The following is a 12,419-nucleotide window of genomic DNA, read 5'->3' as shown; positions in this document are numbered from 1 at the left end:
GTACCTGGCGGAGGTGGGACGGTGTGAAACGGAGGCGCCAGGCAGCGATCCTCCAGATTGTCCGCGAACGGGACGTCCGCACCCAGGAGGAGCTGGCTGAGCTCCTCCGGCAGCAGGGCATCGAGGTCACCCAGGCGACCATCTCCCGGGACATCAAGGAGCTGGGCCTGGTGAAGGAGCCGGTGCCGGGCGGCGGCTACCGGTACGTCCTGGCCCGCCAGGAGCCGTCCGCCGATCGGGTGGAGCGGGCCCGGCTGGCCTTCCGCGAGTTTGTCCTCTCCACCCATGTGAGCGGCAACCTGGTGCTGGTCAAAACCACCGCCGGCGCGGCCCAGAGCGTGGCGGCCGCCCTCGACGCCCTGGAGTGGCCCGAGCTTCTGGGGAGCATCGCCGGCGACGACACCGTCCTCCTGGTGGCCGCCGAACGTCCAACCTCATCGGAACCCGCCTCCTCCCCGGACGGGCGGCCGGCTCCCTGGTCTCAGGCGGCGGCCCTGCTGGAGAAGCTGGAAGCCCTCCGGACCGGCTAGCCCCTGGCCCTGGCTCCCCGTTATGGTCCACTGAGCAAAGGAGGGGCGGTGGCGTGCTCCTGGAACTCCACCTGCGGAACGTCGCCCTCATCGAGCGGCTTGACCTGACCTTCGAGCGGGGCTTGAGCGCCCTGACCGGTGAGACGGGGGCGGGCAAGTCCATCCTCATCGACAGCATCACCCTCCTTCTGGGCGAGCGGGCCCAGGCCGACCTGATCCGGGAGGGGGCTGACGAGGCGGTCCTGGAGGCGGCCTTCGACCTCTCGGACCTGCCCCACGTGCGGGCCCTCCTGGCCGAGGAAGGGCTCTTGGAGGATGAGGACCTGCTGGTCATCCGGCGGGACCTGAGCCGCCGCTCCAGCAACCGCTGCCGGATCAACGGCCACCTGGTCCCCCTGGCCTCCCTCCAACGGGTGGCCCCCCTCCTGGTGGAGCTCCAAACCCAGAACAGCCAGCACTCCCTGGCCAGCCCCGCCCGCCAGCTGGAGCTTCTGGACCAGTTCGGCGGCCCGCAGCTCCTGGCCGCCCGGCGAGCGTATGAGGCGGCCTACCAGGCCTGGCTGGAGACCACGGAGCGCTTGGAGCGCCTCCGCCAGTCGGAGCGGGACCGGGTGCGGGAGATGGAGATGCTCGCCTTCCAGCTCGAGGAGATTGAGGCGGCCGGGCTGCAGGCGGGGGAGGAAGAGGAGCTGGAGGAGGAACGGCGTCGCCTGGCCCATGCGGAGCAGCTCCGGGAGGCGGTGGCCACCGCTTACAGCCTCCTCTACGCGGGGGGCGAGCAGGCCGCCGCTTCGGACCAGCTGGCCCTCGCAGCCCGGGAGCTGACCCAGGCCAGCCAGACGGACGCCACCCTGAAGGAGCCCCTGGCTCTGGTGGAGTCGGCGGCGGCCCAGGCGAGCGAGGCGGCCCACGCCCTCCGGGCCTACCTGGAGACCCTGCGGGCCGACCCTGAGCGGCTCAACCAGGTGGAGAGCCGCCTCCACCTCATCCGCACCCTGAGCCGCAAGTACGGCGACGGCACTCGGGAGATCCTGGCCTACGCCGCCCAGGCGCGAGAGCGCCTGGAGCAGCTGCAGAACTTCGAGAGCAGCCTGGTGGAGCTGGCGGCGGAGGTGGAGGAGCGGGCCCAGGAGGTGGCCCGGCGGGGCCAGGAGCTGGGCGAGCGGCGCCGGGAGGCGGCCCGGCGGTTGGAGGAGCAGATCATGGCCGAGCTGAGCCAGCTGGCCATGGAGCGGTGCCGCTTCCACGTGGAGCTCACCCGGGAGGAGGCGGCGGACGGGGTGGAGGTGGAAGGCCAGCGGGTCCGGGCCTTCCCCCACGGCTTGGAGCGGGCCCTCTTCCTCATCGAGCCCAACCCCGGCGAGGGGATGCGGCCCCTGCACCGGATTGCCTCGGGCGGCGAGCTGTCGCGGATCCTCCTGGGGCTGAAGACCGCCCTGGCCGAAGCCGACCAGACCCCCACCCTCATCTTCGACGAGGCCGACGCGGGCATCGGCGGCCGGACCGCCCTCGCCGTGGGCCAGCGGCTCCAAGAGCTGGCCGAGAGCCGGCAGGTCCTTTGCGTCACCCACCTGCCCCAGATCGCCGCCCGGGCCCAAATCCATTACCGGGTCGCCAAAGCCGTGGAAGGCGAGCGGACCCGGGTCCGGGTGGAGCGGCTGGAGGGCGACGCCCGGGTGGACGAGCTGGTCCGGATGCTGGGCAGCGCGCCCGGAGAGGCGGCCCGGGCCCACGCCCGCCAGATGCTGGCAGAGGCCCAGGCAACCAAGAGCGCCAGCGAATCGCCAGCAGGTTGAGCCCACCGCGGGGAGAGGCTAGCGGGTGTTCCCGCACCTGCGCAAGCTGGGAGGCCGCCCGCGAGGGGGATCCCCGTGGCGTTCCGTCGGCTGGGGCGGAGCCTGTCTGTGGCCCTGGTGGTGCTCCTGCTCCTCACCCTTCCTGGTCTCCTCCGTCTGGCCATGGCGCCGCCGCACCTGCGGCTCTTTCCTGGTCAAGCCTACCTGCTCCGGGAGGGCTTCTTCTACCGTTGGGTCGATCCTGAGGCCCGGGGCTGGCTGGCCTCCACGGCCAGCGGCCTTCGGCTCCAGAGTGACGCGTTGGGTCATGGCCGGCTGGAGCTCCGTCTCCTGGGCTGGCTTCCCCTGGGGACCATGGAGGTCTCGGTGGTTCCGCGGGTGCAGGTGGTCCCCGGAGGCCAGTCCATCGGCGTTCTGGCCGCCATGGACGGGCTCGTCATCGAGCGGACGGTGGACCTGCCCGCCCGGCCGGGGGAGGGGTCCGTCCGGAGCCCCGCCGCCGAGGCGGGGGTGCGGGCGGGCGACCGGCTCCTGAGCATCGACGGCCACCCCGTCCAGCGCCCGGCGGACGTGGAGCGGTGGACCCAGCTGGCGGGGCGCCAGGGCCGGCCCGTGCGGCTGGAGGTGGAGCGGGGCTCCGAGCGGCTCTCGGTGCGGGTCCGGCCCCTGCGGGTGGAGGAGGGGGGCCAGGAACGGTTCCTCCTCGGCATCCTCCTGCGTGAGACGACCGCGGGGGTGGGCACCCTCACCTTCTACCACCCGGGCGAGCAGGTCTTCGCCGCCCTGGGCCACCAGGTGACCGACTCCCGCAACCGGCCCGTCACCCTCCACCAGGGGCGGATCGTCCTGGCGCCCGTGGAGGGGCTTCGCCGGAGCCTGAGCGGCGACCCGGGCGAGAAGGTGGGGGTGCTGGACGGCAGCGGTCCCCTGGGGATCATCGAGAAGAACACCCCCTTCGGCATTTACGGCCGGCTCCTCCGGGAGCCGCCCCACGGGCTCTTTGACCACCCCATCCCCGTCGCGTTGGCCCACGAGGTGCGGCCGGGTCCCGCGCAGATGCTGACCGTCTTGGAGGGCCAGTCGGTCCAGGCCTTCGAGGTGGAGATCCTGGAGGTGAGAAGCCAGCGGGCGCCCAGCGATCGGGGCCTGGTATTGGAGATCACCGACCCCCGGCTCCTGGCCCGGACCGACGGGATCATCCAGGGCATGTCGGGGAGCCCCATCATCCAGAACGATCGCCTGGTGGGGGCGGTCACCCACGTCTTTGTCAACCAGCCCCGGCGGGGCTTCGGGATTCTGGCCGAGTGGATGGTCTATGAGACGGGCCTGGATCAGGCCCTCCCCTGGGCCGAGGGGGAGCCCCAGGCCCGGGAAGCCCAGGAGAGGAAGAGGGTGGCGTGAGGGCGAACTTGGCCGGGGATCGTCCGAACATGGCGACCTGAGAGGTCCCAGGGGAAGGGAGGCCCTGCGGTGGCGATCCGGGTGATGGTGGCCGACGACAACCCTCAGTTCATCCGCCTGCTCCACCAGGCCGTGGACCGGGAGCCGGGCATGGAGTGGGTGGGGGCCGTCGGCGACGGGCGGACCGCCCTGACGCGGATCCCAGAGTGGCTCCCCGACGTCTTGATCCTCGACCTGGTGATGCCCCATCTGGACGGTTTCGGTGTTCTGGAGGCCCTCCGGAAGAATCCGCCGGCCCACCGGGTGCGGGTGTTGGTGGTGAGCGCTTTCGGCCAGGAGGAGCTGATCGTGCGGGCCATGACCCTGGGCGCTCGCTACTACTGCATGAAACCTTTGGAGATGGCCGTCCTCCTCCAGCGGGTGCGGGAGGTGGTCCACGCCCCCACCGACCCGCCCAGGTCCCTGCGGGATCCCCGCCTGGAAGAGGAGGTGGCCCGCATGATGAACGAGCTGGGCGTGCCCGCCCACTACAAGGGCTACGCCTACCTGCGGGAGGCGATCCTCCTGGTGAACGAGCGGCCTGAGCTCCTCTCCCGGATCACCAAGGGGCTCTACCCGGCCGTCGCGCGGCGCTTCGGCAGCACGCCGGGCAAGGTGGAGCGGGCCATCCGCCATGCCATCGAAGCCACCTGGACCCGGGGCAACCTGCCCCGGCTGAACGCCCTCTTCACCTATGGCGTCGACAGCCGGACGGGGAAGCCAACCAACTCCACCTTCATCGCCCGCATGGCCGACGAGCTGGCTTTGGCCAGCCGGCGCCGCCGGGGGCTGGGCGCCTGATGCCATCCCGGGGAGGCGGCCCGCTGCGGACCGGGGTGGAGGGGGTGGCCCGGGCCGACCCGGTGACCAAGCGGCTGGTGGAGCGGCTCCAGCCGGGGGAGATCGCCGCGGTGGACCACCCCGACATGGACCGCCTGGCCGCGGAGAGCCTGGTGGAGCGCCGGCCCGCGGCGGTGCTGAACGCCAGCCCCTTCCTCACCGGGCGCTTCCCCGCGCAAGGCCCCTGGCTCCTCTGGGAGGCGGGGATCCCCATGGTGGAGCAGATCCCGGGGCTCCTGGCCCACCTCCGGGAGGGGGATGCCATCCGGGTGGAGGGGGCCACCGTCTTGGGGCCCGGCTGGCAGCTCCAAGGGGTCCCCGTCACCCGGGAGGCTTTGGAGGCCCGGTGGCATGAGGGGCAGGCCCGCTTGGACGAAGAGTTGCACAAATTTATTGAAAATACCTTACAGTATGCCCTCCGGGAGCGGGATCAGGTCCTCCGGCCGCTGGCCCACCCGCCCTTGCGGACCCGCCTGAAAGGGCGCCACGTGCTGGTGGTGGTCCGGGGAAGCGGCTTCCGGGAGGACCTCCGGGCCATCCGCCCCTACCTGGGGGAGGTCCGCCCGGTGACGGTGGCCGTCGACGGCGGGGCCGACGCGCTCCTGGAGGAGGGGATCACGCCCGATCTCATCGTGGGCGACTTCGACTCCATCTCCGATCGGGCCCTCCGCTGCGGCGCGGAGCTGGTGGTCCACGCCTATGCCGACGGCCGGGCCCCCGGGCTGGAGCGGGTGCTGGCCGCGGGCCGGACGGCCCACGTGGTCCCCATGGTGGGCACCAGCGAAGATCTGGCCATGCTGCTGGCGTATCAGGAAGGGGCGGAGCTGATCGTCGTCGTGGGCTCCCACTCCAACCTGATCGACTTCCTGGAGAAGGGCCGGAGCGGTATGGCCAGCACCCTGCTGGTCCGGACCAAGGTGGGGCCCATCCTGGTGGACGCCCGGGGGGTGAGCCGGCTTTACCGGTCCCGGCCCCGGGCATCTTACTGGGTGGGGCTTCTGGCCGCGAGCCTCCTCCCCCTGGGGGTGGTGGCCCTCCTCGCGCCCCCGGTGCGGGAGGCGGCCCGGCTGGTCTGGCTCCAGCTCCGCCTGTGGGCGGGATGGTGAGGATGGGGGACGGTCGCCGTGGTGGAGTGGCGAACCCACCTGGCCTCGCTGGGGGCCATCTTCCTGGCGCTGGCCTTGGGGATGGTGATCGGGTTGGGCTTGGGGGCCGATGAGGGCTGGACCCAGCGCCAGCAGGCGGCCCTGGATCGGATCGAGCAGGAGTTGACCGCCAGCCGGCGGGCGGAACAGGCCCTCTTGGCCCGCCAGCGGGAGTTGGTGCGGGAGATGGAGCACTGGCGGGCCCTGGTGGAGCGGGGTCTGCCCCTCCTGGCCGAAGGCCGGTTGGCCCACCAGCGGGTGGCTCTCTTCGCCCCGGGCGGCCGGCCGCCCCAGGAGCTGGCCGATCTCCTCCGCTGGGCCGGGGCCGAGGTGATGGCCGTGGGGGAGGGGGGCCGGGTGGAGGAGCCCGTCCAGGCGGTGGTGGTCCTGGCCCGGCCGGGCCTCGCCGCGGAAGCCCTGGCCGGTGAGCTTCTGCCCCCCCGGGTCCCCGAGGCCGCCTACCGGCTCCTTCTCCTTCCCGACCGGTTCCCCGACCGGGAGCTCACCTTGCCCGACGGGTGGGCGGCCGTCGGGCCCACCGAGCATCCCGCGGGCCTGGCCCTCGTCCTCGTGGGCTTGATTGCCCAGCTTCCGGGCCGCTTCGGCTGGTCCCCGGAGGGGCCCCAACTCCGGTGAGGGCGGCATCCGGCCCGGCCCCCAGCCGCCCCCGGGTGGCCGCGGTCATCCCCGCCCGGAACGAGAGTGCCCGGATCAGCGCCACCCTGGCCGCGCTGGCCCGCCTGCCCTTGGATGAGATGGTGGTGGTGGACGACGCGTCCCACGATGGGACGGGCCATGTGGCCCGAGCCGCCCGGGCCCGGGTCATCGTCTTCGCCGAGCACCGGGGGAAGGGGGCGGCCATGGAAGCGGGATGGCAGGCGACGGACGCGGAGGTGATCCTCTTCGCCGACGCGGACCTGGGGTCCACCGCGGAGCGGCTCTGGCCTCTGGTGGAGACGGTCCTGGCGGGGGAGGCGGACCTGGCCATCGCCGCCTTCCGGGCGGGGGGCGGGGGCTTGGGGCTGGCCACCCGGACGGCCCGCTGGGGCATCCAGAAGCTGACCGGCTTTCGCGCTCAGGCGCCCCTCTCGGGCCAGCGGGCCATCCGGCGGGCGGTGCTCGAGGCCATCGGCCCCCTGGAGGAGGGGTTCGGGGCGGAGGTGGGCATGACCATCGACTGCCTGCGGGCGGGGGGCCGGGTGGTGGAGCTTCCCATCCCCCTCCACCACCGGGTGACGGGCCGGGACCTGGCTGGCTTCCTCCACCGGGGCCGCCAGTGGATGGCCATCACCCGGGCCCTGGCCCGCCGCTGGAGGGGAGGGCGCTGAGCCTGGGAGCGGGCGGGCTCGGGTGGGGACTCTGGATCGTTCTGGCCGGGGGCGCGTGGGTGTTGGCCCGGGTCCTGGCCCGCCCCCTCCTCCTCTGGTGCCGGCGGCGCCACATCGGGGTGACCAACTACCGGGGCGCCTGGGTGCCGTGGGGGTTGGGTCTGGCCTGGATTCTGGCCGCCGGCGGCGGGGTGGCCGCGGGGGCCGCCCTAGCGGCGGCCGCCGCCAGGGCAGCCCGCGGGGTGGGGGAGGCGGGGCTGGGTGAGCCGGGGAGGCTGGCCGTCCTCGCCGCATGGCTTTTCTGGGCGGGTCTGGTGGGCTGGGTGGATGATCTCCTGGGCGACGGGAGCCGCCGGGGCCTGCGGGGCCATGGCGGCGCGCTCCTCCAGGGAGAGCTGACCACCGGGGCCCTGAAGCTTCTCCTCCTGGGGAGCGGCGCTCTGCTGGTGGGGCTCGCGGCCCCGCCCAAGGGGCTGCCCCAGGGGTGGGGGTGGCTCGCGGGCGCCACCCTCGTCGCCCTCACGGTGAACACCGTCAACCTCCTGGACCTGCGGCCCGGCCGGGCCTTCAAGGGGAGCCTGGTCCTGTTGGGCGTCGCCTTCCTGGCCGATGGAGGGGCGAGCCTGCCGGCCCTCCCCGGCCTGGCCGCAGCTCTGGCCCTGATGGGGTGGGATCTGAGGGAGGAGGGGGTTCTGGGGGATGCGGGGGCCAACGCCCTGGGGGCCCTGGCCGGCTGGAGTCTGGTGGCCGCCCTGCCGCCCGCCGGGATCCTCGGCGCCCTGGTCGGGCTGGCCTGGCTCCACCTGGAGGCGGAGCACCGGTCCCTCTCCCGCCGGATCGCTGGGAGCTCCTTCCTCAACTGGTTGGATCATCTGGGCCGGCTGGAGCCCGAGCCAAGAGGGGAGGGAGGCAGTACGGCGAATTGAACGGGGGAGGAGAACCGAGGAGGGCGGCCGGTGGGGTGGGTACGGGAGGTTGAAGGGTTTTTCCGGGCCAATGGCCCCCTGGCCCGCGCCCTCCCCCACTACGAGTGGCGCCCCGAGCAGGCCCGCATGGCCGCCCAAGTGGCCGCCGTGCTCGACGGGGCGGCGGAGCCCCCGGCCGCCGTCGCCCTCATCGAGGCGGGGACGGGGACAGGCAAGTCCTTCGCCTACCTGGTGCCCGCCCTCTTCTACGCCCACGCCACCGGGGAGCGGGTGGTCGTCTCCACCCAGACCATCCCCCTCCAGGAGCAGCTGGTCCGGCAGGACCTGCCCTTTCTCGCCCAGGTGCTCCCCTTTCCCTTCCGCTACGCCCTGGTGAAGGGCTGGGCCAACTACCTTTGCCTCTTGCGTTTGGAGCGCCTCCGCCACCTGCCCGGCGAAGGGGATGAGAGCATCCGGGAGGCGCTGGAGGCTCTGGCCCGCTGGGCCGATGAGACGGCTGAGGGGAGCCGGTCAGACCTGCCCTTTGAGCCCTCCGCGGAGGTGTGGGAGGAGGTGGCGGCCGACCCCGACGGGTGCCTCCGGGCCGATTGCCCCTTCTTCCAGCGCTGCTTCTTTTTCCAGGCCCGGCGGCAGATGGAGGGGGCCCAGCTTCTGGTGGTCAACCACCACCTGCTCCTGGCCGACGCGGTGGTCCGGCAGGCGGTGGGCTGGGGGTCGGACCGGGCGGTCCTCCTCCCCTACCGGGTGGTCATCCTGGATGAAGCCCACCACCTGGAGGAGACGGCGACGGACCACCTGGGCCGCCAGCTGACCCGCCGGGGGGTGGAGCGGCTCCTCCGCCGGCTCTACCGGCGCCGGGGGAAGGAGGGCGGGCTCCTGGTGGCCGCCCGGGCCCTCGCCGGCGAGGCCGACGAGCAGGCCCCGGCCCTCCTGGAGCTGGTGGACTGGCACGTCCTGCCGGCGGTGCGCCAGGCCGGGGAGCGGGCGGCGGCCTTCTTCGACGGGCTGGGCCGGTGGGCGCCCCCGGAGGGGCCCCGGATCCTGGCGCCAGGCACCCTCCCCGAGGCCATTGAACAGCTGGCCGGAGAGGCGGCCCTGGCCTGGACCCGTCTGGCGGACTTGCTCGACCGGCTGCGGGCGGAGCTGAAGGGGACGGCCGTGGGTCGGGAGGAGCGGGGCCGGGCGGTGCTGGCCGAGCTGGAGGGGGTCGACCTGGCCCTGCGCCGGCGGGCGGAGGAGCTGGAGGCCATCGTCAGCGCCGAGGGGCCCCAGGAGGTCTTCTGGGTGGAAGGCTCTCGAGGCGGTGTGCAGCTTCGCTCCGCGCCCGTGCAGGTGGGGCCCATCCTCCAGCAGGTCCTCTTCGACCAGGTGAGCGGGGTGGTGGCCACCTCCGCCACCCTCACCGTGGGCGGCGCCTTCCAGTATCTGGTGGAGCGGTTGGGCTTGGAAGAGTGCCGTCAGGACGGGCGGCTCCTGGAGAGCATCCTGGATTCGCCCTTCGACTACGGGCGCCAAGCCCTCCTGGCGGTGGTGGAGGACCTGCCCGAGCCGGACGGGCCCGCCTTCCCCGAAGCGGCCGCGGAGAGCCTGGAGTTGGTGGTGCCGGCGGTGACGGGGGGCACCCTGGTCCTCTTCACCAGCTACCAGATGCTGGAGGCGGTGGCGCAGGCGTTGGAGGGACGGCTCCCCGCCGACCGGCCGGTGATGCGGCAGGGGGAGCTTCCCCGGACCCAGCTGCTGGAGCGGCTCCGCTCCGAGCCGGGGGCGGTCGCCTTGGCTACCGCCAGCTTCTGGGAGGGGGTGGACCTGCCCGGACAAGCCCTGGAGCTGGTGGTGATCGCCCGCCTCCCCTTCGCGGTGCCCACCGAGCCGGTGGTGGCCGCCCGCCTGGAGCGGCTCCGCCAGGAGGGCCGGGACCCTTTCCTGGCCTTCCAGCTGCCCGAGATGGTCCTCCGCCTGAAGCAGGGATTCGGCCGCCTCATCCGCCACCGGAACGACCGGGGGGCCGTCGTCCTCCTGGACGGGCGGGTGACCCGGCGCCGGTACGGGCGCCTCGTGCTGGACTCCCTCCCTCCCGCGGCCTTCTTCCGGGGGGACCGGTGGCAGGTGGCCCAGGCCGTCCGGCGGCACCTGGCCACCGAGCAGGGATCGGGTGAGGGCTGAATGGAGGCGTGTTCCGATGAAGTTGGACCAGCTGTGGTGGGTGGTGCTCGCCCTCATCCTCTTCCAGGCCGTCACCGGCGGTGGCGGTGAGGCCTCGGTCCGCATCGAAGTGGGACGGCCCTCCCAGGGCGCCTACCGGGCGACCCCGGCCGAGCGGCACCTCTTGGGCTGGATCACCTACTGGGAAGCCCGGGGCGAGCCCTTTGAGGGCCAGGTGGCAGTGGCCGCGGTGGTCCTCAACCGGGTGCGCCACCCCGACTTCCCCAACACCATCCGGGAGGTCATCTTCCAGCGGGGGCAGTTCCAGCCCGTCGCCGAGCGGGCCTACGATCCCACCATGCCCATTCCGGAGAACATCCAGCGGGCGGTGGACCTGGCCCTGGCGGGCCACGACCCCAGCATGGGCGCGCTCTTTTTCTACAACCCCCGCCTCACCCGGAACCCCTCCTTCTGGGCCAGCCGGCCCGTGGTGCGCCAGATCGGCAACCACGTCTTCACCCGGTAGAGGCACCCGCTTCTAGGGCCGCCAGCCCCCGAATAGGTTCCACGCGAGAGCCGGACGGGGGGGAGGCCCATGGTGGTCATCGTGCGGGGGCGGTGGCTTCTCTTGGGGCTGGTGGTCCTGGTGGTGGCCGTCTCCACCCTGGTCCACTGGACGGCGGAGCCGGTCTGGACCGCCACCAGCCGGCTCCTGCTGGCCCGCCGGGTGCCCATCTACAAGGTGGAGCGGCAGGAGCCCTGGATCGCCTTCTCTTTCGACGCCACCTGGGGCACGGAGAACACCGACCGCCTGCTGGAGATCCTGGCCCGCTACGGGGTGAAGACCACCTTCTTCCTGGCCGGCAACTGGGTGGAGGAGTACCCCGAATACGTGCGCAAGATCGCGGAGGCCGGCCACGAGATCGGCAACCACAGCTACGCCCACGGCCACATGGCCTCCATGAGCGAGTACCAGATCCGCCAGGACCTGGAGCGGAACGGCCAGCTGATCCAGCGGCTGATCGGCACCAAGCCCACCCTCTTCCGGCCGCCCTTCGGGGAGTACAACGATCGCCTGATCCAGGTGGCTGAGGAGATGGGGCTCTACACCGTCCAGTGGTCCATCGACTCGCTGGACTGGAAGGACCTCTCCGCGGACGCGATGGTGGAGCGGGTCTTGAAAGGCCTGGGGCCGGGGGAAATCGTCCTCTTCCACAATGCCGGCAAGCACACCCCCGAAGCGGTGGAGCGGCTGATCCCCGAGATCCAGGGGCGGGGCTACCGGATCGTGCCCGTGGGCGAGCTGATCCACCGGCAGAACTACACCATCGACAGCCACTCGGGGGTCCAACGGCCGCTTCCAGCGGGATCTGACCCAGCCCGTCCCAAAGATGCGGGGGAGGCGGGGACCCCATGAGGGGGCGGTGGGTTCCCATCTGGGTGATCCGCCTGGATCGGCTGGTGGACGGGGTCCTCCTCGCGGCGGCCCTCCTGGTGGTGGCGGCCGCCTGGTACGGGGCGGCGCAGGCGCCCGGCAGCCTCCGGGTGCTGGCCCCGGCCGACGCCTTACGCCGGGAGGCGCCCGTCTACCGGGTCCCCACCCAGAAGCCTTGGGTCGCCTTCGCGGTCAACGTGGACTGGGGCGATGAGGTCTTGCCGGCCATGCTGGCCCTCTTCGAGCGGGAGGGCATCCAGGTCACCTTCTTCCCCACGGGCCGGTGGGCCAACCGGGCGCCGGAGCTGGTCCGGGCCATGGCGGCCCAGGGCCACGAGGTGGGCAACCACGGCTTCACCCACGATCACCCTAAGGCCCTCTCGGACCAGGCCTTGCGCCAGATGATCCAGCGGAACGAGGAACTCCTCTTCGCCCTGGTGGGTGAGCAGCCTCGGCTCTTCGCCCCCCCCTACGGGGAGGTGGACGGGCGCATCGCCCGGGTGGCGAGCGAGTTGGGCTACTGGACCGTCATGTGGACCATCGACACCATCGACTGGCAACGGCCCAGCCCCAGCCGGATCGTGGAGCGGGTGGTGCCCCGGCTGGCGCCGGGCGCCATCATCCTCATGCACCCCACCCAACCCACCCTGGAGGCCCTCCCCCCGATTCTGGAGGCGATCCGGGCCAAAGGGATGGATGTGGTCCCTGTGGGCCGGCTGATCGAGGCGGGCCTGGCCGGCCAGGAGCTCCCGGAAGCCTGAGCCCCTGCATGGTCCAGGCCCGGAAAGGGTGAAGCCCGGGCCCGCACAGGGCCTGTACGGCACTGGGCTTCCGCGG

General features: G+C 72.7%; 12 protein-coding genes. All 12 read left to right on the top strand.

Going from position 1 to position 12,419, the window contains the following annotated elements; genetic code table 11:
• Positions 1–23 precede the first annotated feature (23 nt).
• Complete coding sequence (gene argR / locus FWJ67_RS04300; protein WP_304172254.1) at positions 24–530, top strand: arginine repressor; 507 nt, start codon at positions 24–26, stop codon at positions 528–530.
• 53 nt (positions 531–583) lie between these two features.
• Entirely contained in the window at positions 584–2,326 is a 1,743-nt protein-coding gene (gene recN, locus FWJ67_RS04295; protein ID WP_304172256.1) for a DNA repair protein RecN, read from the top strand.
• Positions 2,327–2,401: 75 nt separating this feature from the next.
• The gene (gene spoIVB / locus FWJ67_RS04290) at positions 2,402–3,727 is read left to right on the top strand and encodes a SpoIVB peptidase (RefSeq protein WP_304172258.1); all 1,326 of its coding nucleotides are present in this window, start codon (positions 2,402–2,404) and stop codon (positions 3,725–3,727) included.
• A gap of 69 nt (positions 3,728–3,796) precedes the next feature.
• Entirely contained in the window at positions 3,797–4,567 is a 771-nt protein-coding gene (gene spo0A / locus FWJ67_RS04285) for a sporulation transcription factor Spo0A (protein ID WP_414482596.1), read from the top strand.
• Complete coding sequence (steA, locus tag FWJ67_RS04280; protein ID WP_414482244.1) at positions 4,567–5,712, top strand: putative cytokinetic ring protein SteA; 1,146 nt, start codon at positions 4,567–4,569, stop codon at positions 5,710–5,712. The genes spo0A and steA overlap by 1 nt, the downstream gene beginning before the upstream one ends.
• 18 nt (positions 5,713–5,730) lie before the next feature.
• Positions 5,731–6,387 (top strand): copper transporter, encoded by a 657-nt coding sequence (locus FWJ67_RS04275; protein ID WP_304172266.1) that lies wholly within the window; start codon positions 5,731–5,733, stop codon positions 6,385–6,387.
• On the top strand, positions 6,384–7,079 hold the full coding sequence (locus FWJ67_RS04270; protein ID WP_304172268.1) for a glycosyltransferase family 2 protein: 696 nt from the start codon (positions 6,384–6,386) through the stop codon (positions 7,077–7,079). The genes FWJ67_RS04275 and FWJ67_RS04270 overlap by 4 nt, the downstream gene beginning before the upstream one ends.
• A 59-nt stretch (positions 7,080–7,138) precedes the next feature.
• Positions 7,139–8,005 carry a hypothetical protein gene (locus tag FWJ67_RS04265; RefSeq protein WP_304172270.1) on the top strand — a complete coding sequence of 289 codons (867 nt, stop codon included), beginning with the start codon at positions 7,139–7,141 and terminating at the stop codon, positions 8,003–8,005.
• A gap of 30 nt (positions 8,006–8,035) precedes the next feature.
• Complete coding sequence (locus FWJ67_RS04260) at positions 8,036–10,168, top strand: ATP-dependent DNA helicase (RefSeq protein ID WP_304172272.1); 2,133 nt, start codon at positions 8,036–8,038, stop codon at positions 10,166–10,168.
• 16 nt (positions 10,169–10,184) lie between these two features.
• Complete coding sequence (locus tag FWJ67_RS04255) at positions 10,185–10,673, top strand: cell wall hydrolase (protein WP_304172275.1); 489 nt, start codon at positions 10,185–10,187, stop codon at positions 10,671–10,673.
• 69 nt (positions 10,674–10,742) lie between these two features.
• Positions 10,743–11,564 (top strand): polysaccharide deacetylase family protein, encoded by an 822-nt coding sequence (locus FWJ67_RS04250; RefSeq protein ID WP_304172276.1) that lies wholly within the window; start codon positions 10,743–10,745, stop codon positions 11,562–11,564.
• The gene (locus tag FWJ67_RS04245) at positions 11,561–12,343 is read left to right on the top strand and encodes a polysaccharide deacetylase family protein (protein WP_304172279.1); all 783 of its coding nucleotides are present in this window, start codon (positions 11,561–11,563) and stop codon (positions 12,341–12,343) included. Before FWJ67_RS04250 ends, FWJ67_RS04245 begins: the two co-directional genes overlap by 4 nt.
• Positions 12,344–12,419 lie beyond the last annotated feature (76 nt).

Source organism: Limnochorda sp. (genome assembly GCF_047459355.1).
Lineage (GTDB): Bacteria > Bacillota > Limnochordia > Limnochordales > Limnochordaceae > Limnochorda.
This window is presented reverse-complemented; position numbering and strand designations above follow the sequence as displayed.